The organism is Microvirga yunnanensis (genome assembly GCF_025460875.1).
Genome location: NZ_JAMXFI010000013.1, coordinates 76,622 through 96,515 on the forward strand (window position 1 = coordinate 76,622; position 19,894 = coordinate 96,515).

The following is a 19,894-nucleotide window of genomic DNA, read 5'->3' on the forward strand; positions in this document are numbered from 1 at the left end:
CCCTCCGTCAAAGCCTGCCGCGCACGGACCAGAGCTCGGGGAAGAAGGAGCGCTCGAGGGCCTTGCGCAGGTAGGTCACGCCGCTGCTGCCGCCCGTGCCGCTGCGCATGCCGATGATGCGCTCGACCGTCTTCATGTGCCGGAAACGCCATTGCTGGAAGGCATCCTCCAGGTCGACCAGTTCCTCGGCGAGCTCGTAAAGGTCGAAATGCTCGCCCGCATGGCGGTAGATCTCCTCCCAGGCGGCCTCGACCCCCGCGTTGGCCGCATAGGGCTGGGTCACGTCGCGGTCGAGCACCTCGGCCGGGATCGCGTAGCCGCGCCGGGCCAGGAGGCGCAGGGCCTCGTCGTAGAGGCTCGGCGCCCGGTAGGCGGCCTCGAGCTGCTCGGCGAGGTCGCCCCGGTGGCGGTGCGGCGCCATCTTGGCCGCATCCTTGGCGCCGAGCTTGAACTCTACCAGCCGGTACTGCCACGACTGGAACCCGGAGGACTTTCCGAGCGCCGGCCGGAAGCTCAGGTAGTCGGACGGGGTCATGGTGGAGAGCACCGTCCAGGCCTGGATCAGCTGCTCCTGGATCCGATTGATGCGCGCGGTGCATTTGAAGGCGGGCTGGAGCTCGTCGGCCCGGATATAGGCCAGGGCGGTGTCGAGCTCGCGGTTCAGGAGCTTCAGCCAGAGCTCCATCACCTGATGGATGGTGATGAAGAGGAGTTCGTCGTGCTCGGCCGTCAGGGGGGATTGGGCGGAGAGGAGCGTGTCGAGCCGGAGATAGTCGCCATAGCTCATGCCGTCGGAAAAGTCGGTGTGAATCCCGTCTGTCGCTGCGGACAACGCCATCTCCCTGATCTGCTCCGCTTTGGCGCGGATTATTACGTTACCTTAGATGAATTCTACGAAAGTAGGACATTGCGTCGGGCTTGTCACGCCGGGTGAGTCGGAATTGGCATTCGCTCCCCGAGAGAGTAGGTTGCCGCCCCGAACGATCCATCGCCGGAGACAACCCCGCATGACCGACACGCTTCCCGACCGCCTGTCCTCGAACCCGAACAGCCCCTATTACGACGAGGAGCTGCTCGCGAAGGGGGTGGGAATCCGCTTCAACGGGGCCGAGAAGACCAACGTGGACGAGTATTGCGTCAGCGAGGGCTGGGTCCGCGTCACCGCCGGCAACGCCAAGGACCGCTTCGGCAATCCCATGACCATCAAGCTCAAGGGCAAGGTCGAGCCCTATCTCCAGACGACGGAGTGAGGCCGGGGAGAGCCCTCGTCCTCCCGGAATCGCCGGCCGCCCGGCCAAGCCGGAGGGGTAGGGTGGCGGACGCGCCGATCCAGGATAAGCTTGCCGCTCGGAAGATCCTCGGGAGGGGCTGATCCAGGATGGCCGCTGGTCGGCGACGGACAACACTCGTGGTCGCGGGCTGGCTCCTCGGCGGGCCGGCCCTGGCCCATGGCTGGTATCCGGCCTGGTGCTGCAACGATCACGATTGCCGCGAACTGGCGCAGGCCAGGGGCGAGACCGTGACCGAGACCGAGGAGGGCTGGCGGCTCTGGGACGGGCGCCTCGTCGGCCGCGACGAGGCCAAGATGTCCCCGGATGGGAAGTTCCACATCTGCGAGGAGCCGACCACCCACGCGATCATCTGCTTCTTCGCCCCGCAGGGCTCGTCCTGACGGGCCTCCGCCCCTCCCGGCGAGCTACGGGGTCGGCTTGAGCCGCCCCCAGATCGCCTCTGCGGCCTTGGAATAGTCGCCGTCGAAATGATGCCCGCCGTCCAGCGCGATTCTTTGCGTCCCGCCGAGTTCGGGCGCCGTGCAGGAGGTCTCGTTGTCCTCCGCCTCCTCCTTGCCGTAGATGCACTGCGTCTTGTCGAGCGGCAACTGATGGAGGAGCGGGGTCAAGGGCCGGCTCTCGGCGGAGGCGGCGCCGATGAAGCCCTCCACGGTCACCTCGAAATCCGCGTTGGTGCCGAGCGCCAGGAGCGACACGAGACCGATCCGGTCCTTGATCGCCTTGGGCAGTTCCGGCCACACGTCGGGCATGATGTCGGAGCCGAACGAGAACCCCACGATGGCATAGTGGTCGGTCCCGAATTCCGCGCCGTAATGGTCGAACAGCAGACCGAGATCGGCGGCCACGTCCTTCGGGCTCTTCTTGGACCAGAAATAGCGCAGGGAATCGAGCCCCACGACGGCGACGCCCTTTTGCGCGAGCCATTCGCCGATGGACTTGTCGATATCCCGCCAGCCGCCGTCGCCCGAGATGATGACGGCGAGCCCTTTCGCCGGCCCCTCGGGGGCGATGACCGAGACGGGCAGCTGCGAGTGGCCGCGCTCGCCGGTCTTGCCCAGCTCGACGGCGCTGTCGATCAGGGCGTCGCGGACGGCGGCGGCGTCCTCGGCCGGCACGAAGGCGACCTCGTCGCCGTCGCCCTGGAAGGCCTCCACGGCCTGGCGCTCGCGTTCCGGCGCAATGGCCCGCCAGGGCGCGGGCAGGTCGGGCACCCGGCGCAGGGCGAAGAAGCCGTCGCCCGCCGGCTCGAGCTTGGGATCGAAGCAATAGGTCCTGTCGGTCTTCAGCAGGGGCTTGAAGCCGATTCCGATGGCGCCTCCGAGAGTGTTCGCCGGAGCCTGCGCCAGGGCCGCATAGGCGAAGGCAGCGCCGTCGCCCCGTCCGGCGATCACCGGGAAGAAGTAGCGCTGCAGCCCGAGCTTGCGCTGCACCGCCTGGGCGAGATCCTTCAGGTCGTCCGACACGTAGTGGCACTCGTCCTCGGGGGGCGACTTGGCGAAGTCGGCGCGCAGGGCGTCGAAGTTGAAGGAGGCTGCCGCCAGCCCGGCCTTCGCCAGCGCAAGGGCATCCTCCCGCCGCGCCGCCGCATCGGCCTCGTCGGCCACCAGAATGACCAGCCCCTTCGAGGGACGATCCTCCGCCCGGACGATGTCGACGGGGCCGAAGCCCTCGACGTCGATCGTCGTGGTGGATACGGTGGGCGGCATCAGGGCCGACCATGCGGAGCGGCCGAGCAGCACGCTGCCGAACACCAGGGCGACGAGCGCCGCCACGACGGTCAGGTTCCGGAGATGCTTGAACGTCCTCATGATCTCGCCCCCTTGCTGATGGATTTGATCGGGCTTCCCGAAATCAGGTTGCTCACGTCGAGCAGGATCTGCGGCAGCGCCCAGCCGCCCGGGCTCGCGAGATAGCGCGGCTCCCAGGCGGGGCCGAACTTCTCCTTGTAGGCCCGCAAGCCCTTGAAGCCGTAGAAGCGCTCGCCGTTGCGCGCCACGAAGGCCGCGACCTTGTGCCAGCTCGGAGCGAGGCGATGCTCGGACAGGCCCGAGAGCGGCGCCATGCCGAGGTTGAACCAGCGGTAACCCCGCGCCTTGCCCTCCTGCATGAGGCTGACGAAGAGCAGATCCATGATGCCGGGGATGCCCGGCAGATAGCGCATGAGATCGATGGTGATCTCGCCTCCGGGCTGGCCGTACCAGATGTTCGCGAAGGCCACGATGCGGCCGTCCCGGCGGATCACGGCCACGTCGAAATAGGACAGGTAGCGCTCCGACCAGAAGCCGATCGAGAACCCCTTCTCGCCGGCGCCGCGCCCCGCGAGCCAGGCGTCCGAGACTTCTTTCAGCTCGCCGAGATGGCCGGGCACCTCGGCGGCCGGGATGATGGCGAACTCGAGGTTCTCGCGCTTGGCGCGGTTGAGCGCCGCGCGCCAGTCCTTGCCGGCCTTGCCCTCCGTCGTGAAGGTCTCGAGATCCACATGCGCCTCCTCGCCGAGCTTCACGAGGGACAGCCCGCCGTCGAGATAGAGTGGCAGATGCGTCGGGCTGACCTGGTAGAATACGGGCCAGCCCGCATGGCGGTCGACCTCCTCGAGGAACTGCCACATGAGGTCGGCCGCATGTTCGGGCTTGCCGATGGGATCGCCCATGGCGATCCAGCTCTTGCCGCGCACGGCATACATGAGGAAGGCTTCGCCGGACGGATGGAAGAGGAAGCGCTTGTCTTCGAGCAGGGCAAGATGCGCGTCCGCGCGCTCGGCGCAGGCGAGGGCGGGCGCCAGCGCGTCGGGCTTCAGGGGCTCCACGCGGCGCGCATCGGGATGACGATGGATCATCGCGTAGAGCGACAGGGCCGCCCCGATGATGATGGCTCCCAGGCTGCTGCGCAGGAAGCGGGACGCATCGTCGTGCCAGTTGAACTGCCACCACAGGTCATGGCTGTAGTCGACGTCCTGGAAGGCCGTGAAGCCGAGCCAGAGGGTGCAGCCGAGAATGAAGGTGACCGCCACGAGCCAGCGCGGCTCCAGCGGTTCGGCGAAGATCCCGGCCTTGCGGTAGAAGGCCGAGCGGTGGGTCAGGAGCAGGGTGAGAACGGCCCCGAGAACGAGCCCTTCCTCCCAGTCGAACCCTTTGGCCAGCGACACCACGATCCCGGCCCCGATGACGACGACGGACAGGGTCCAGGCGCTGGCGAGGCGGCGCATCAGGCCGCGGGACAGGATAAGGAGCACGACGCCGGCCGTGCTGCCGACGAGGTGCGACACCTCGGCGAAGGGCAGGGGCACCAGAAGCCGCAGGGCCCGCACGCGTGAATAATCGTTGGGGAGCGCGCCGGAGGTGAGCAGCACGAGGCCGCCGATGAAGGTGAGAATGGCAAGGGCTGCCGGCACGAAGGGCAGCACGAGGCGCCGGACGCGCCGCGCCGCGCGGGTGAGTTTCGCATCCGAGCGCCGCACCTCGTGTGCCAGGAACAGCGCCACGGCGAACAGGAAGGGAATCAGCGTGTAGGTGAGCCGCCAGACGAGGATGGCCGACAGCAGCTCGGCCGCCGGAGCCTGCGGAAAGGCCAGCAGGATGGCCGCCTCGAAGGCGCCGAGCCCGGCCGGGACGTGACTGACCACGGCGAGCAGGATGGCGCTTGCGAAAACGGCCGCGAAAACCGGAAAGCCGATGCCGAGATCCGCCGGGAGAAGCACCCACAGGGCTGCGGCGGCCGCGCAGATGTCCGTCAGGCCGAGGCCGATCTGGACGAGCGCCGCTCCGCCGCCCGGGACGCGGATCTGCATCCGTCCCCGGCCGATCTCACGACCGCTCCCGCGGCTCCAGGCCAGGTAAGCCGCGAGCCCCGCCAGCAGCGCGATCCCAAGGCCGCGGTTGAACCCCATCGGCAGATGGTCGAGGGCGGCAAGGGCCTGCGGCTCGAGGGTGGCGCTCAGCCCGAGCACCCCGGCCATGCCGACCCACAGGGTCATGGCGGCCACGGCCGTGAGCTTGGCGACCTCGCTCAGGCTCAGGCCCGCCCCGCCATAGATGCGCCAGCGCACGGCGCCCGCCGTGACGAGCGGAAAACCCAGGGTGTGGCCGATGGCGTAGCTCGTGAAGGACCCGAGCGCGACGGTCCCGAGCGGTACCGCCTTGTCGGTCGCGGCACGGAGGCCGAAGGCATCATACCCGATCAGCGCGGCGTAGCTGACGGCGGCGAAGAGCAGGGAGATTCCGATGAGCGAGACCGGCGTGCCGACGGCACTGGCGGCCACGGTCGCGAGGTCGAGCCCGGACAGAAGCCGCATGAGCAGGGCCGCGAGGGCGGCGAACCCCGCCAGGGCGAGAGCCGGTGTCATCCAGCGCCGGAAGAAAGGGCGCCGGGGCGGGGTGACCGCAGCGGCCGGGGTCGCGTGCGCCTCGACGGCGGGGTTCGCCTCGGCTGTGCGAAGAGCGGTGGTGGGCATGGGAGATCTCGTCTGAGTGGTCTTTGGCGCCTTCAATCGGGCGCCCGGGCGCTTCGAACCGCGTCAAAGCACGGGCAAGGGGGCCGCCGCGACAGGCGCACGCGGGAGTGCGGTGCGCACGACGACGGCGCCGCGAAGGTTCAGACGAAGGGAGGGCCGGTCGGAGGGGCGGCGCAGGCCCGGTGCGAGGGCGGAGCGTTCGGGCAGGCGATGCAGCCCATCGTGATCAGGCGGGCCTGATCGATCAGGACGGTCGGGGCGATGCCCGGCAGGAGGGAGCCCGGGGCGTCGTCGCCACCCGGCACGGCCTGGAGGTCCGCCAGGACGCCTTCCGGCGAATCGATGGCGTCGCCGGAGAGAGCCAGCGTGGTCTCGGACGCGCCGAGGCAATCCCGGTCATCGATAAGGCACGGCTTCGCCTGCGCGGTTCCCGCCATGAGCAGGAGCGCCAGCAGGGACTGGGCGAGCGCCAGAAGGATGCGGTGCGGGATCACGGATAATCGCCTTAACGCCGGTGTGATCATCTCACAGGAAACCTGAATGCTTCCTGATTACGGCAGAAACAAGTGGAGGCTTGCTCAGGTGGCGGCCTGTGCCCCAAAAAGAAAGCGCCCGCTCTCGGGGCGCTTCAAGGTCCGACCCGTAGGGGCAAATAATAAGGTCGGTGAACCTATCTATTCAGGGAGTAGTTTGGCCAAATTGTGACGGTCCGTGACACGAATGGGGCGTGTCAATAGAATTTCTGCGTTATTCTGACGCTTCCGATCGTTCATTTGCAAACTATTTGCCCTTGATCGATCATCTCATATGATTTAATCCGGGCTCACCGTAGGGGCAAATACGGTTCGAAGGGTCGCGAACACGGTCGATAAAGACCGGGCGCGACCCTTTTCTTTTCTTTTTATTTCTAAACACCGACCTTTTTAGGAGTCCTGTCCGTCATCGGGGCTTGGTACGGGCTTCCTGCAGCCGCTCCATGGTGGCCTTGATCTCCTCGGCCGCCTTCGCCCCCCGGATGCCGACCACCCCGCGGTCGATCGTCTTCCCGTTCTCGTCCTTCCGCCCGTTGAAGAAGACGTCCCGCTCCTGCTTGGACATCTTCAGGACGGTCCGGGCCTCGGTCTCGATCCGCCATTCCTCGGACCAGGTGCTGACGGGCTCGCCGGTGAACTCGGAAACGGCTTCGGTGTCGCGGGAATAGGTCATCCTGTCGGTATGCCGGACAGGGGGTAACCAGATGATTAATGCAGGCGAGAGGGAGACTGGCTCGCGCTGGAGCGATCAGGCTGCCTTCGCGCTCGGAAACGGCACGACCCGCGGGGCATCCGGGCTTGTCAGGCCCTGCAGAGCCTCGAGCACTCTGACCGGAGCCGCCGGAGGGATGAAAACCGCGTGGGCGGGCGACGTCCTGGCCGGATCGGGGGATGCGATCAGCAGCGCGGGCCGGTCGGGATGAAGCCGCTCATACTCGTCTTTCAGGATGAAGCCGCAGACCAGCCCCGGCAGGTCCACCTTGCACACGAGCCAGTCGATTTCGTCGCCCTGCTGGCACAGGATCAGAAGCGCGCGCTCCCCGTTGGGGACGGCCGTCACGTCGTATCCGCCCGCTCGAAGAAGATGAGCGACGAGCTCGCGGGCGACGGCATCGTCGTCGACGACAAGGACCATCGCCTTGGATCGGGAATCGGAAACCATGACGGTCTTCCCCGGATGATCGGCAATTGTCCGCCGCGGCCGATTAACATCGTGTTAATCGCGACCGCTCCTTCGAGGGATCGTCCCGAAGGGTTGCAGCCGCGAGACGGCGTCCGGAATTCGGGCAACGGCCACGCTGAAACGCGGCGCTGCCTTCACCGTTGTCATGGCGGAGTTTTCCTTCGATAGGTGGAGAGCAGGTCATGCGTGTTTCTGATCTCAAGTTCGCGGCTGCCGCGCTGCTGATGACGGTCCCGACCCTGGCATGGGCCGAGGAGGGTGGCGCCGCGGCCGGCGCGATTGCCGGCGGCACGGCCGGAGCCGTGGTGGGCGGGCCCGTCGGTGCCGCCGTCGGGGCGGGAATCGGCGGCATCGCCGGCGGCGCCGCGTCCGGTCCCGACCGGAAGGACGTGATCATCGAGCATCGCGACGTGGGAGCGACCGGTAGCACCGGGTGCTCGACAACGACGCAGCAGAAGACGAACGAGTTCGGCGACACCACGACGAAACAGAAGACCGAGTGCTAGAGCCTCGGACCCAAATGTGGACACCACTTTTGGGATCGGATCCGATGCTCTCATCCTGAAGCGGCGCATCGTCCGCAGGATGCGCTCGGCGGTCTTCCGATCGAGGTCACCGGGACAATCCCGGTGCCGATACCCTCCGCACGTCATGGCCGGCCGATCAGCACCCGCCTCTCGCCGGCCATCTCGATCGGAAGGGCTCGGCGTTCCAGACAAGCGGGATTACCGGGACAAGCCCGGTGATGACGTGGAGAAGGTGGTCAGGGCCGGTGACAACACCCTCCGGTGTCATGGCACCCTCCGCCCTTCCTGCAACCCACCCACGTCATGGCCGGCCCTGTGCCGGCCATCCCGATCGGAAAAGCGCGGCGCCTCACAGAAGCGGGATCACCGGGACAAGCCCGGTGATGACGTGGCGGGTGATGACACCCTCCGCACGTCATGGCCGGCCTTGTGCCGGCCATCCCGATCTTTTGGGGCGCGGCGCCTCACCGTATCGGGATCACCGGGACAAGCCCGGTGATGACGTGGAAGGGGGCGCGGCCTATTCCGTCAGGCGCGAGAGGACCCGGTGGGCTGCCTCCACCCGGGCCTCGTTGGGATAGGCCTTGTTCGCCAGCATGACGATCCCGATCCTCTTGCCCGGAACGAACGCCACATAGGCTCCGAACCCGAGGGTCGACCCGGTCTTGTTGACGATCACGTCGTCTCGCGGCGCCATGGGCGGGTCGATCGCGGCGGCCGGATGGACCTTCTGGTTCATCCTGTTGCCGGCGACGAGCGTGTCGAGCGCGACCGGATAGGGATAGTGCTCCCAGACGAGATCCTGGATCAGCCCGCCCGAGCGGAAATAGCCGGTCCGGGTCGCACGCAGGGCCCGGGCGAGTTTCTCCGGGACCGTGCCGACGCCCATGTTCGCCTCGAGGAAGCGGAGCATGTCGACCGCGTTCGACTTGACGCCATAGGCCTCCGCCACGAGGAGAGCATCGGACACGCGGACGGGCTTGCCGTCGCGGCCGTAGCCCCAGGCATAGGACGCCATCTCGGCCTCGGGAACGTCGATGAAGGTGTGCTGCAGGCCGAGATCGCGGAACAGCTGTCCCGCGAGGGTCTCGAAGCTCGCCCCCATGGCGCGGGCGGTCGCCAGACCGAGAAGGCCGATGCTCGGATTGGCGTAGCTGCGCTGCGTTCCCGGGGGCGCCTTCGGCGTCCACGCGCGGTAATAGGCGATGAGCTGCTTCTGATCCTTCACGGCCGCGGGCAGTTGGAGCGGAAAGCCCCCGGCCGTATGCGTCGCGAGGTCGAGGAGCCGCACCCTGTCGAGGGCGCTGCCCTTCAGTTCCGGCATGTGCCGGCCGACGGGGTCGGTGAGCGACAGCCGGTCTTCGACCGCCGCGAGGGTCGCCAGGGTGGCGGTGAACGTCTTGCTGATCGATCCGAGCTCGAAGAGCGTCTCGCGCGTGACCGGGATCCGATGGTCCTTCGAGGCCACGCCGTAATCCATGAAGTGGCGCCTGCCGTCGATGGTCACCGCGACGGCCAGTCCGGGGATGCCGTAGCGCTCGATGACCGGCTTCACCGCCGCGTCGACCGCTTCGCGCACCGTCGCGTCCTGGTCGGAGCCGGCGGCCAGGGCAGGGAGCAGGGTCGCGGCAAAGGCGAGAAGAGCGGCGGCAAGCCGGGGGTGACGTCGCGTCGGCACGGGCATCTCCTTTCGATTCGGCAGGCGTTCCTGCGATGAGGACAGGGTCGGGCGATTGCCCGGAATGGCGAGCGATATGACCCTGTAGGGTGAAGAAGCGGTTAGGACGGCCATGGCGCCGCAGGAGGGGGCGTTTCGGGCCGAAAGCTCCCGCCTTTCAACAAAGAACGCAGCGTTCCTTGAAGAAAGTCTTTGCCTTGCTGCCGACATCTTGAGATCTCTTCTTGCCTTCTCCTGGAGCCCGACAATGCGCCTCGTGGTCATCGCCTCTGTTCTGACAATCGGTTTCGCCTGCCAGGCCGCCGCCCAAACCGCTCCTGCGCCGTCCGCCGACGCCGTGACCGCGACACGCTCCGAGATGCGCGAGTTGATCGAGGCCGTGCAGGCGACCGCGAAGGCGTCCCGCGAGAATGTCGATCATGCCCGTGTCGTCCCGGACCTGCTGTACCAGATCCTGACGAAGCTCGATAAGATCGAGGACAAGCTCGACAAGGTCGAGACGACCTTGAAGGAGACGCAGGCTTCCGCTTCCAGGAAGCGCTGAGGCCCGCGTGCCGGCCGGGACGGCGCCGCGTCAGGCCCGTCCGATCGGCCCGTCGATGATCACGTGGGCGGATTGGCGCGAGCAGCGCTCGATGCGGCCTTCCACCCGATAGATGGTCTGGAGCAGGGCCGGGGTGATCACCGATTCCACCGGCCCGCAGGAGACCATCGTGCCGGCATCGATCACCATCACCCGGTCGGCCACGCGCAGGACCTGGTTGAGATCGTGGATGGCCAGGATGACGCAGATCCCGCGCTCCCTCGCGAGGCAGCGGATCAGGGCCAGCACCTCCACCTGCCGGTGCAGGTCGAGGGCGCTCGTGGGCTCGTCGAGGAGCAGGATCTTCGGATCGCGCACCAGCACCTGGGCGAGGGAGACCAGCTGGCGCTGTCCGCCGCTGAGTTCGTGCAGACCCTTGAAGGAGATGGGTTCGATCTGCAGATCGTAGAGGATGCGGTCGACCTCGTGAAGGTCCTCGTCCGTCACCTTGCGGCCCGCGCCCTGCTTGCGGGCGAGCAGCACCGATTCGTAGACGGTCAGCACCGTGTTCACCGAGGTGTCCTGCGGCATGTAGCAGACATGGCCCGGGTCGGGCCGGAGCGCCCCATCGTCGATGCGGATGGTCCCGGGACCGTCGAGGAGGCCCGCGATGCGCCGGAACAGGCTCGACTTGCCGGCGGCGTTCGGCCCGATCACGGCCGTGACCTCGCCGCCCTTCAGCACCGGCGTGGTGACGCCCGAGAGCACCTCCTGCCTGCCGTAGCGCACGCCGACATCGGTGAGTTGCAGGGTCGCTACCATGAGCGCCTCCGGCTGGACATGATCAGGCTGAAGAGGAACGGCACGCCCACGAGGGCCGTGATGATGCCGATGGGAAAGATCGTTCCCGGCACGATGGACTTGCTGATGACCGACGTCAGCGACAGGATCGCCGCGCCCGACAGGACGGAGGCGGGCAGGAAATAGCGCTGGTCCTCGCCCACCAGCATGCGGGCGATGTGCGGGCCGACGAGGCCGATGAACCCGATGGTGCCCACGAAGGCGACCGGCACGGCGGCAAGCAGGCTGATGATCATCATCGTCTCCAGGCGCAGCCAGCGCACGTTGACCCCGAAGCTCGCCGCCTTGTCGTCGCCCAGGCGCAGCGCCGTGAGCGCCCAGGCGCGGCGCATGAACAGGGGCAGGGAGATCGCCACCACGGCCGTGGTGATGGCGAGCTTCGGCCAGGTGGCGCGGGTCAGGCTGCCCATGGTCCAGAACACCACGGCGGCGAGCGCCTGCTCGGAGGCGAGATACTGCACCAGGGCGAGGAGCGCGTTGAAGGTGAAGACCAGGGTGATGCCGAGCAGCACGATGGTCTCGACCGTCACGCCGCGCCTCTGGCTCATGAAATGGATGAAGAGAGCCGCCGCCATGGCCATGAGAAGGGCGTTGATCGACACCACGTAGTCGATGGCCCAGGGCAGGATGCCGACGCCGAACACAAGGGCGATCGAGGCGCCGAAGCTCGCCGCCGCCGAGATGCCCAGCGTGAAGGGGCTGGCGAGCGGGTTGTTGAGGATCGTCTGCATCTGCGCGCCCGCGGCCGACAGGGCCGCCCCCACCACGACGGCCATGAGCGCGACCGGCATGCGGATGTCCCAGATCACCACGCTGGTCTGGAGCGAGACCTCGGGCGAGCCCATCAGCGCCAGCACGACCTCGCGCATGGAATAGCGCGCCGGTCCCAGGCCGAGATCGGCGATCACCGAGAGGATCAGGACGAGGCCGAGCGCAAGAAGCACGAGCTTCTTGCGCTGGACGAGGACGCGGTAGGCTCCGCGTCCCCGCGGCATGGCGATGGCGGGCGAGTGGGCCAAGGGCCTATTCCTTGTCGGTGAGGGAGACCCAGTAGCCGGTCTTGTAGGGGACGGGCAGGAAGCGCTCGTAGAGCGTCTTCATGGTGGTCTCGGGATCGAGGTCCTTGAACAGGTCCGGGTGCAGCCACTTGGCCATGGCCTGGATGGCGACGAACTGGTAGGGGCTGTTGTAGAACTGGTGCCAGATGGCGTGGACCCGGTTGTCGCGGAGGGCCTTCACGCCGGTATAGGCGGGACGTTTCATCAGCGCGGCGAGCTTCTCCCGGGCCTTGGCCTTGTCCGCCCCGGAGCCGACGCCCACCCAGGCGCCGCCCGGAACGTAGAGTTCCCAGTTCGAGCCCGTCACGATGACCTGATCCGGATTGGCCGCGATGATCTGCTCCGGGTTCACGACGCCGAAGGTGCCGGGAATGATCTTGGCCGCGAGGTTCTGCCCGCCTGCAACCTCCACGAACTTGCCGAAGTTCTCGTTGCCGAAGGACATGCAGCAATCGTCGGAATAGCCGGCGGCACGCTCCACCATCACGACGGGCTTCGGCGGGTTGGCCTTGGCGAGGCGCTCGGTCACGAGGTCGATCTGCGCCTTGCGGAACGCGATGAACTCCTCCGCGCGCGTCTCCTTGCCGAACAGCTTGCCGATGAGGCGCATGCTCGCGTCGGTGTTCTCGAAGGGCTTCTCGCGGAAGTCCACGAAGACGACCGGGATGTCGATCTTGGCGAGCTTCTCGATGAGCTTGGCGTCGTCGGTGGCGGTCTTGGCCTCGATGTTGAGGAGGATCACGTCGGGCTTGAGGGAGACGGCCTGCTCCACGTCGAACGTGCCTTCCTTGAAGCCGCCGAAGGTGGGGATCTTGTCGATCTGCGGATACTTGGCGAGGTAGTCCCTGTAGCCGTCGAGATCCGCCTTCTGCAGGTCGTCGCGCCAGCCGACCACGCGCTTGAACGGCTGGTCGGTGTCGAGCGTCGCCACGAAGTACATCTGGCGTCCCTCGCCGAGGATGACCTTCTGGACGGGCGCCATCACTTCGACCTGGCGGCCGGCGATGTCGGTCACCTTGATCCTGTCGGCGGCTTGTGAGGACACGGGCAGAAGCCCGACCAGCGCCAGGGCGGCGCCGAAGACCAGCTTGGAGAGTTGCATGACGCGCCTCGCATCTTGAGGAAAGCGCGCACTTCCTATGGCTCGAATAGTTGCCGTGCAAGGAATATCTTTTAGAATATCTATAAGGAAGAGCAGTATTGGGGTAGTTTGTAACCGTTCTATTCTGCAGTTTATAATGATTATAGTTTGACGGTTTGGCAAATTGTGCCTAGAGGAGCTCGGAAATCACCTGCGTTCGTGAGACTTCAATGAACTCGAACTACACCCTCCGGGACGAGATCCGCGACTACTGGTCCTTGCGTGCGCCGACCTTCGACGAGCAGGTCGGTCACGAGATCTTCTCGGAGGAGGAACGGGAGGCCTGGCGCGATCTCTTCCGGCGCCATCTCGGTCCGGGCCAGGGCCGGAAGGCTCTCGATCTCGCCAGCGGCACGGGCGTGATCTCCCACCTTCTGCATGGCCTTGGCTTCACCGTCACGGGTCTCGACTGGTCGGACGCGATGCTGACGCAGGCCCGCGCCAAGGCGGCCAGGCGCGGCGCCGAGATCCGCTTCGTCATGGGTGATGCGGAACGCACCCTGGAGCAGCCGGAGAGCTACGACGTGCTCGTCACGCGCCATCTTGTCTGGACGCTGGTCGATCCGAAGGCGGCCTTCCGGGAGTGGCATTCCCTCCTCAGGCCTGGCGGACGTCTGCTGGTTGTCGACGGCGATTTCGTGTCGGATACGATCGTCAAGCGCATGATCCGTTTCGTCGAGAAGCTGGTGCCGGGGCTCGCCGGGGCCTCGCACGCGCCCAATGCCATGCGCGAAACCCATGAACGCATCCTGAGACGGGTCTATTTCTCCAAGGGAGCGCGGGCGGAGGAGGTCGCCGGGCTGCTGCGCGAGGCGGGTTTCTCCCGGACGCTCATCGACCGCGATCTCAAGCCGATCCACCGGGCGCAGGCGAAGAACCTGCCGCTGCTCAGGGGACTGGAGCGCGCGGCGCAGCATCGCTATGCGGTTCTCGCCGTGAAGGCCTCAACCTGACGAGCCATCGGCTGCCTGGCCGGATCATGCTCTCTTGAGGCCCCCTGCGGAACCACGTCGGGGGACGATGCCGCGGGATGTCCTCTGGAGCATCGGACGGAAAAGTGGCCCCGGTTTTCGCTGGCGCGGCCCGCTGGGTCCGTCCTGACCGATGCTCTCATTCAAGAAGAAAGCATCGGATGGATCCCAAAAGTGCAAGTCCACTTTTGGGTCCGATGCTTTAACCCGCGAGGAAGCCCGCCAGCGCCCGCGGGTCCACGTTGCCGCCGCTGATGATGATGCCGACCCGCTTGCCCCTGCAGGGCACGACATCGTGAAGCGCCGCCGCCGCCGCCAGGCAGCCGGTCGGTTCGACCACGATCTTCATGCGCTCGGCGAAGAAGCGCATGGTGTCCACGAGCTGGGCGTCCGACACGGTGAGGATGTCGTCGACCAGGGCGCGCATGATGGGAAAGGTCTTGTTGCCCACATAGGTCGTCTGCGCGCCGTCCGCGATGGTGGCCGGCACGGGGATCCGGACGATGGATCCCGTGCGGAAGGATTGCTGCGCGTCATTGCCGGCTTCCGGCTCGATCCCGAAGATCCGGCAATCGGGCGAGAGCGCCTTCGACGCGAGCGCCGAGCCGGCCAGCAGGCCGCCGCCGCCCACGCAGACGAGCAGCATGTCGAGGGGGCCGACCTCTTCGATCAGCTCCTTCGCGGCCGTGCCCTGGCCGGCGATCACGTCCTCGTGGTCATAAGGCGGGATGAGCGTGAGGCCGCGCTCCTGCGACAGCTTGCGCCCGATCGCCTCGCGGTCCTCCTTGTAGCGGTCGTAGAGCACCACCTCGCCGCCATAGCCCTTGGTGGCCGCGACCTTCATGGCCGGAGCATCCTGCGGCATGATGATGACGGTCGGCACGCTCTGGAGCTGTCCGGCATAGGCGATGGCCTGGGCATGGTTGCCGGAGGAGAATGCGACGACGCCGCGCTGGCGCGCATCGGGGGACAGCCTGGCGATCGCGTTGTAGGCGCCGCGGAACTTGAAGGCGCCGCCGCGCTGGAGGTTCTCGGCCTTGAAGAAGAGCCGGCCGCCCGTCCGCTCATCGGCGGTGCGGGAGGTCAGAACCGGCGTTCGGTGAGCCACCCCGTCGATGCGCCACGCCGCCGTGATCACATCGTCGTAGGTCGGCAGATTCACGGAGGCAGGCGCGACGGCGTCGAAGGCTTGCGGGGTCTGCGCGTTCATTCGATCTCTCACGCTTCTTGAGGCTTCGGACAAGCCCTTGCGCCTCCCATGCGCAAGGCCCAGCTTTGACTTTGTTCATAGCAATTCCGGACTAACCTTGTCACCTCTGCGGCATTTTTAAGGGCCGGCGGTTCTTTGGGGCTAGAGCGCCGATCCCGAGAGTGGACCCGCCTTGGGGATCGATTGCGAGGCGCCATTCTTGACCGGCGCATCGCTGATGCGGCCCTCCGGGTCCGTAGGATGCGCTCGCGGGGCCAAAGCCCGCCGGCGGCGGAACAGCGGTCCGCTCTGACCGTTCATGCTTATCAGGCATGGTTCATGCCGATCCGGCATGAGAGGAGGCCCCCATGGAATTGTGGCAGATGGTTGTGGCGGACCACGCGAACATCGAAGAGCTCTGCCGCGAGGTGCTGCGGGCGACGGGGAGTGGGCCCAACAGCCGCGCCGAACTTTTCGCCGATCTCCAGGACGAGCTGGAACGGCATATCGGCGCGCAGCAGAACGTGCTCTATCCCGCCCTGTCGGGACATGAGCGCACGGCGAGCTATCTGGCCGATCTCGAAGGCAAGCAGGACGAGATCCTCCGGGAGCTCGACAGGCTCGCCGCCCGGCCCGACAAGGACAGCGCCGACTGGGCTTCCGACTTCAAGGACCTCACCGGTTCGATCCGCCACGCATTCACCCTGGAGGAGAACGGCGTGATGATCGTCGCCCGGGGGGCATTTTCCCCGCCCGAGCTCAAGCACCTCTGGCGCCGGTACGAGCGCGAGCGGATCGCCTCCTACGAGGCCGAGCGCTGGCATATGCCGCAAGCCATGATGCCGAGCCGCTACGGTCTTCCGACAGGAACCGTGTTCGGCGTCCTCGGCGGTCTTGCGGCCCTCGGGGCGGGGGCGCTTCTGTGGTCCATGACCCGGTCCGGCCACACGGGCTCGCGCCAGACCAGGTCGGTGCATGTGCCGCCCCGGCGTCCGCAGCCGCCATTCCCGCTCGAGAGCGGGGTCATCGACCGCAGCCTGGAGGGCTCCCGTCGCGGCATGGCGGACCGAACCGGCTCGGGACCCCGCACCGACCGGACCGGCAGCCCGCCGTCGAGCCCGGCCGGCCTGCAGCAGGGGCAGGGATCGGACCCGGGGGACGATGCGCTCCTGCATGGCGCCGGCTTGGCTTCTCCGGCGCCGGGCGGAAGCCCGTCGGACGACACCTGGTTCTCATCCGCTCATCCGCCGCGCGCGCCGTCGGGCCTCTCGACGCCGCTGCAGCCGGGCGGCACGCTGCCGGCCGGAAGCCCGGGGACGTCCGCGGGCTCGATCGGCACCGGCGGCGCACCGACAGGGGGCGTGGGATCCGGATCGTCGAAACAGGACGGGCGGTAGAGCCTCGGACTGGAAAAGTGGACACCCCTTTCGGGATTCATCCGAGGCTCCTTCTCTTGACCGGCGCATCGTGCGAGCCTTCGGGTCCGCTGAGCATCGGACGATCGGGATGGCCGGCACGAGGCGGGTGATGACCGGCCGGCCATGACATGGGAGGTTTCGACCGTGACGGGAGGGTGCCACCGTCTCCCCGTCATCACCGGGCTGGTCCCGGTGATCCCGCTCCTGTGAGGCGTTGCGCTCTTCCGATCGGGATGGCCGGCACAAGGCCGGCCATGACGTGGGGAGGGTCGTGCGAGCCGGGTGTCTCATGCTCCCACGTCATCACCGGGCTTGTCCCGGTGATCTCGATCATCTGGAACGCCGCGCCTCACCATATCGGGTTGGCCGGCACAAGGCCGGCCATGACGTGTGGAGGGTGTCATCACCGGGCTTGTTCCGGTGATCCCGACTGGGTCCGTCCGATGCTCTAAGAACGGTTTCGCCGTCGGGCCGCGAACCAGACGGCGATGATTCGGCTCATGAGAGCCTCCCGTCAGGTTTTCGGGAGAGCGTAGGCGATCACGTAATCGCCCGCCTTGGTGCCGAGCGAACCATGACCGCCCGCCACCACGAGCAGGTATTGCCGTCCGTCGGCGCCGGTATAGGTCATCGGCGTCGCTTGGCCGCCGGCGGGAAGCCGCGCCTCCCAGAGCTGGGCGCCGTTGGAGACGTCATAGGCGCGGACGTAATAGTCGATGGTGCCCGAGAGGAACGCGACGCCGCCTCCCGTCATCATCGGGCCGCCGAGATTGGGCACGCCCATCGGGAAGGGGAGCGGGACAGGCGAGGCGTCGCGCACGGTGCCGTTCTTGTGCTTCCAGAGGATCTTGCCGGTGGTGAGGTCGGCGGCCGCCACGTAGCCCCAGGGCGGCGCCTGGCAGGGAACGCCGAGCGCCGACGTGAAGGCGGAAAGCTTCACAGCGAACGGCGCGCCGAAATTCTCGTTCAGGGCCGGCAGGCTGCTCTCCGGCCGGTTCTCGCCCTGGACATAGAGCGTTTTGTCGTCCTGGCGCGGCACGAGCTGCGACACGAAGGCGATGTAGGTCGGCGTCGTGAACGCGATCTGCCGCTCCGGATCGACCGCGACGCTGCCCCAGTTGAACACGCCGAAATTGCCCGGATAGACCAGGGTGCCCTGGAGGGAGGGCGGCGTGTAGCGGCCCTCGTAACGCAGCTTCTTGAACGCGATCCGGCAGGCGAGCTGATCGAACATCGTCGCGCCCCACATGTCGCGCTCGGTGAGCGGCGGCGGATCGTAGGACAGGGCCGAGACGGGCTGCGTCGGCGCGGTCCGGTCGCCCTGGGCGGCGCCCTGCGGGGTGGGCTTCTCGGTGACCGGCAGGACGGGCTGGCCGGTGCGCCGGTCGAGCACGTAGAGCTCTCCCTGCTTGGTCGGCTGGACGAGGGCCGGCACCGTCTGTCCGCCGATTGTCAGGTCGACGAGGCTCGGCTGGGACGGGACGTCGTAATCCCACAGATCGTGGTGGACGGTCTGGAAGACCCAGCGCAGCTGACCTGTCGCGATGTCGAGCGCCACGACCGAGGAGGAGAACCGGTCCACATTGGCGCTGCGGTTGCCGCCCCACTGATCCGGCGGCTGGTTGCCGAGCGGGATGTAGATGAGGCCCAGGGCTTCGTCGACGCTGGAGATCGACCAGGAATTGGGCGAGTTGGGGACATAGGTTTCGCCCGGTGCGATCGGCGTGGTCACGTCGGGCCGGCCCGAATCCCAGTTCCACACCAGCGCGCCGGTGTTCACGTCGAAGGCGCGGATGACGCCGGACTGCTCGCTCGTCGACACGTTGTCGAGCACGGTACCGCCGACGATGATCAGGTTTTTCGCGATGGCGGGCGGCGAGGTGGAGTAATAGGCGCCCGGATTGACGTTGGGCATGTTGGCCCAGAGATTGATCTGCCCCGTGCCGCCGCCGAAGGCCGTGCAGACGGCGCCGTTGTCGGGGTTCAGCGCGATCAGGCGGCCGTCCGCGGTGGGCATGAAGAGCTTCGTCGGACAATTGTCGGCGGGCGGGCGTTCGCTGGCCGCCACGGGCAGGTCCGGCAGCGGAGAGGCGGTCGCGACCGGCGCAGGCGCCGGCACGGGCGCTGCCGCGGCGGCGCCATTGCCGCGGTAGTAGGAGAGGCCGCGGCAGGTGAGATGCTGGAGGGCGAGCTCGCCGCGGATCTTCGGATCGTAGCGCCAGACCTCCCGGCCCCTCGTGTCGTCGAGCGCGATGATCGATTGATGCGGCGTGCACAGGAAGAGGCGATTGCCGAACTTGAGCGGCGTGACCTGGAACGTGGTCTCCTCCGGGTCGCCGGGACGGCCCCGCACGTCGCCGGTGCGATAGGTCCAGGCTTCCTGGAGCTGGGCCGCGTTGGCCGGGGTGATCTGGTTGAGCGGCGAGTAGCGCTGGCCGTAGGCCGTGCGCCCATAGGCATGCCATTCGCCGGGCGGGACGCCGAGCGCATCATCGGGCACCTCCGCCCGCGGCCCCGGCGCCGTGCCGTCGATCCGCGTGGGATCGGTGAACCAGGAGGCCGCCGCGACCGCGAGGGCGATGGCCAGGATGCCCGTCAGCGGCAGCCCCGCGCCCCGGAAGGCGGAGACGGGTCGCACGGCCTCGTCGCGATGGTCCGATGCGGTGCTGCGCCGATGGGTCAGATGGCGCGTGACCCAGGGCGTGAGCAGCAGAAAGCCGAGCAGGAACACCACGTCGCCGCGCGCCGCCAGGGGCCACCAGTGCAGACCCACCTCCCACAAGGCCCAGCCGAGGGTACCGGCGACGACGAGTGCATAGACCCACAGGGCAGCGGGCCGTCGCGCCAGGAGGAGGATGCCGGTCAGGACAAAGCCGACGGCCGCGATCAGGTAGTACCAGGATCCGCCAAGCGTGATCAGCCATGCGCCTCCGACGGCGAGGGCGAGTCCGATCAGGAGCGTCAGGACGGCCGCGCCGATGAGAACAGGACTGCGTCCCTGGCCAGGCATGACATCACTCCCTCGGACATTCGGCTTCCAACGACAGGTAAGCGGAAATGTTTCATAAGG

The 19,894-nt window shown here is 67.3% G+C and carries 18 protein-coding genes; 6 read left to right on the forward strand and 12 right to left on the reverse strand.

Features of this window, described 5'->3' with window-relative positions; translation table 11 throughout:
• Positions 1-7: 7 nt before the first annotated feature.
• Positions 8-838, reverse strand: a complete 831-nt coding sequence (gene kynA, locus NF876_RS09270) for a tryptophan 2,3-dioxygenase (RefSeq protein ID WP_262268509.1) — start codon at positions 836-838, stop codon at positions 8-10.
• Positions 839-1,007: 169 nt separating this feature from the next.
• Between kynA and NF876_RS09275 the strand changes: the two genes are divergently transcribed.
• Together NF876_RS09275 and NF876_RS09280 are read left to right on the forward strand one after the other, a co-directional pair.
• Positions 1,008-1,250 (forward strand): DUF3297 family protein, encoded by a 243-nt coding sequence (locus NF876_RS09275; RefSeq protein WP_262268510.1) that lies wholly within the window; start codon positions 1,008-1,010, stop codon positions 1,248-1,250.
• A 128-nt stretch (positions 1,251-1,378) separates the two neighbouring features.
• On the forward strand, positions 1,379-1,672 hold the full coding sequence (locus NF876_RS09280) for a hypothetical protein (RefSeq protein WP_262268511.1): 294 nt from the start codon (positions 1,379-1,381) through the stop codon (positions 1,670-1,672).
• 24 nt (positions 1,673-1,696) lie between these two features.
• Here the strand turns inward: NF876_RS09280 and NF876_RS09285 are convergent, their stop codons facing one another.
• The 5 genes from NF876_RS09285 to NF876_RS09305 form a co-directional block, all read right to left on the reverse strand.
• A complete protein-coding gene (locus tag NF876_RS09285) occupies positions 1,697-3,100 on the reverse strand; it encodes a virulence factor family protein (RefSeq protein ID WP_262268512.1) in 1,404 nt (467 codons plus the stop codon).
• On the reverse strand, positions 3,097-5,742 hold the full coding sequence (gene mprF, locus NF876_RS09290; RefSeq protein WP_262268513.1) for a bifunctional lysylphosphatidylglycerol flippase/synthetase MprF: 2,646 nt from the start codon (positions 5,740-5,742) through the stop codon (positions 3,097-3,099). The genes NF876_RS09285 and mprF overlap by 4 nt, the downstream gene beginning before the upstream one ends.
• 140 nt (positions 5,743-5,882) lie before the next feature.
• Entirely contained in the window at positions 5,883-6,236 is a 354-nt protein-coding gene (locus NF876_RS09295) for a hypothetical protein (RefSeq protein ID WP_262268514.1), read from the reverse strand.
• A 445-nt stretch (positions 6,237-6,681) separates the two neighbouring features.
• Positions 6,682-6,948, reverse strand: coding sequence for a DUF7696 family protein (locus NF876_RS09300; RefSeq protein ID WP_262268515.1), 267 nt, complete (start codon positions 6,946-6,948; stop codon positions 6,682-6,684).
• Between the two features lie 75 nt (positions 6,949-7,023).
• Positions 7,024-7,437: a response regulator gene (locus NF876_RS09305; protein ID WP_262268516.1), complete on the reverse strand. Its 414-nt coding sequence runs from the start codon at positions 7,435-7,437 to the stop codon at positions 7,024-7,026.
• A 203-nt stretch (positions 7,438-7,640) separates the two neighbouring features.
• On the opposite strand from NF876_RS09305, the gene NF876_RS09310 reads away from it, so the two are divergent.
• Complete coding sequence (locus NF876_RS09310; protein ID WP_262268517.1) at positions 7,641-7,964, forward strand: hypothetical protein; 324 nt, start codon at positions 7,641-7,643, stop codon at positions 7,962-7,964.
• Between the two features lie 541 nt (positions 7,965-8,505).
• On the opposite strand, the gene ampC is transcribed toward NF876_RS09310, so the two are convergent.
• Complete coding sequence (ampC, locus tag NF876_RS09315) at positions 8,506-9,669, reverse strand: class C beta-lactamase (protein ID WP_262268518.1); 1,164 nt, start codon at positions 9,667-9,669, stop codon at positions 8,506-8,508.
• Between the two features lie 241 nt (positions 9,670-9,910).
• On the opposite strand from ampC, the gene NF876_RS09320 reads away from it, so the two are divergent.
• A complete protein-coding gene (locus NF876_RS09320) occupies positions 9,911-10,207 on the forward strand; it encodes a hypothetical protein (RefSeq protein ID WP_262268519.1) in 297 nt (98 codons plus the stop codon).
• Between the two features lie 30 nt (positions 10,208-10,237).
• On the opposite strand, the gene NF876_RS09325 is transcribed toward NF876_RS09320, so the two are convergent.
• From NF876_RS09325 to NF876_RS09335, 3 genes are read right to left on the reverse strand one after another with little or no spacing between them, the layout of a single operon-like run.
• Complete coding sequence (locus NF876_RS09325) at positions 10,238-11,008, reverse strand: ABC transporter ATP-binding protein (RefSeq protein WP_262268520.1); 771 nt, start codon at positions 11,006-11,008, stop codon at positions 10,238-10,240.
• The gene (locus NF876_RS09330; RefSeq protein ID WP_373696640.1) at positions 11,002-12,042 is read right to left on the reverse strand and encodes a FecCD family ABC transporter permease; all 1,041 of its coding nucleotides are present in this window, start codon (positions 12,040-12,042) and stop codon (positions 11,002-11,004) included. The genes NF876_RS09325 and NF876_RS09330 overlap by 7 nt, the downstream gene beginning before the upstream one ends.
• 28 nt (positions 12,043-12,070) lie before the next feature.
• A complete protein-coding gene (locus NF876_RS09335; protein ID WP_262268522.1) occupies positions 12,071-13,207 on the reverse strand; it encodes an ABC transporter substrate-binding protein in 1,137 nt (378 codons plus the stop codon).
• A gap of 209 nt (positions 13,208-13,416) precedes the next feature.
• Between NF876_RS09335 and NF876_RS09340 the strand changes: the two genes are divergently transcribed.
• On the forward strand, positions 13,417-14,199 hold the full coding sequence (locus tag NF876_RS09340; RefSeq protein ID WP_262268523.1) for a class I SAM-dependent methyltransferase: 783 nt from the start codon (positions 13,417-13,419) through the stop codon (positions 14,197-14,199).
• 220 nt (positions 14,200-14,419) lie between these two features.
• Here NF876_RS09340 and NF876_RS09345 read toward each other — a convergent pair whose 3' ends face one another.
• Positions 14,420-15,427, reverse strand: a complete 1,008-nt coding sequence (locus tag NF876_RS09345) for a threo-3-hydroxy-L-aspartate ammonia-lyase (protein ID WP_262268524.1) — start codon at positions 15,425-15,427, stop codon at positions 14,420-14,422.
• A gap of 347 nt (positions 15,428-15,774) precedes the next feature.
• On the opposite strand from NF876_RS09345, the gene NF876_RS09350 reads away from it, so the two are divergent.
• Positions 15,775-16,803 (forward strand): hemerythrin domain-containing protein, encoded by a 1,029-nt coding sequence (locus tag NF876_RS09350; protein WP_262268525.1) that lies wholly within the window; start codon positions 15,775-15,777, stop codon positions 16,801-16,803.
• A gap of 535 nt (positions 16,804-17,338) precedes the next feature.
• Here NF876_RS09350 and NF876_RS09355 read toward each other — a convergent pair.
• Positions 17,339-19,834 carry a glucose/quinate/shikimate family membrane-bound PQQ-dependent dehydrogenase gene (locus NF876_RS09355; protein WP_262268526.1) on the reverse strand — a complete coding sequence of 832 codons (2,496 nt, stop codon included), beginning with the start codon at positions 19,832-19,834 and terminating at the stop codon, positions 17,339-17,341.
• Between the last annotated feature and the right edge of the window lie 60 nt (positions 19,835-19,894).

Excerpts from the sequence above, each read along its gene's own strand:
- NF876_RS09355 (WP_262268526.1), bottom strand. The coding sequence starts at position 19,834 with ATGCCTGGCCAGGGACGCAGTCCTGTTCTCATCGGCGCGGCCGTCCTG.
- NF876_RS09320 (WP_262268519.1), top strand. The coding sequence starts at position 9,911 with ATGCGCCTCGTGGTCATCGCCTCTGTTCTGACAATCGGTTTCGCCTGC.
- NF876_RS09330 (WP_373696640.1), bottom strand. The coding sequence starts at position 12,042 with ATGCCGCGGGGACGCGGAGCCTACCGCGTCCTCGTCCAGCGCAAGAAG.
- ampC (WP_262268518.1), bottom strand. The coding sequence starts at position 9,669 with ATGCCCGTGCCGACGCGACGTCACCCCCGGCTTGCCGCCGCTCTTCTC.
- NF876_RS09285 (WP_262268512.1), bottom strand. The coding sequence starts at position 3,100 with ATGAGGACGTTCAAGCATCTCCGGAACCTGACCGTCGTGGCGGCGCTC.
- mprF (WP_262268513.1), bottom strand. The coding sequence starts at position 5,742 with ATGCCCACCACCGCTCTTCGCACAGCCGAGGCGAACCCCGCCGTCGAG.
- NF876_RS09345 (WP_262268524.1), bottom strand. The coding sequence starts at position 15,427 with ATGAACGCGCAGACCCCGCAAGCCTTCGACGCCGTCGCGCCTGCCTCC.
- NF876_RS09310 (WP_262268517.1), top strand. The coding sequence starts at position 7,641 with ATGCGTGTTTCTGATCTCAAGTTCGCGGCTGCCGCGCTGCTGATGACG.
- kynA (WP_262268509.1), bottom strand. The coding sequence starts at position 838 with ATGGCGTTGTCCGCAGCGACAGACGGGATTCACACCGACTTTTCCGAC.
- NF876_RS09300 (WP_262268515.1), bottom strand. The coding sequence starts at position 6,948 with ATGACCTATTCCCGCGACACCGAAGCCGTTTCCGAGTTCACCGGCGAG.
- NF876_RS09275 (WP_262268510.1), top strand. The coding sequence starts at position 1,008 with ATGACCGACACGCTTCCCGACCGCCTGTCCTCGAACCCGAACAGCCCC.
- NF876_RS09280 (WP_262268511.1), top strand. The coding sequence starts at position 1,379 with ATGGCCGCTGGTCGGCGACGGACAACACTCGTGGTCGCGGGCTGGCTC.
- NF876_RS09350 (WP_262268525.1), top strand. The coding sequence starts at position 15,775 with ATGGAATTGTGGCAGATGGTTGTGGCGGACCACGCGAACATCGAAGAG.
- NF876_RS09335 (WP_262268522.1), bottom strand. The coding sequence starts at position 13,207 with ATGCAACTCTCCAAGCTGGTCTTCGGCGCCGCCCTGGCGCTGGTCGGG.
- NF876_RS09305 (WP_262268516.1), bottom strand. The coding sequence starts at position 7,437 with ATGGTTTCCGATTCCCGATCCAAGGCGATGGTCCTTGTCGTCGACGAC.
- NF876_RS09325 (WP_262268520.1), bottom strand. The coding sequence starts at position 11,008 with ATGGTAGCGACCCTGCAACTCACCGATGTCGGCGTGCGCTACGGCAGG.
- NF876_RS09340 (WP_262268523.1), top strand. The coding sequence starts at position 13,417 with ATGAACTCGAACTACACCCTCCGGGACGAGATCCGCGACTACTGGTCC.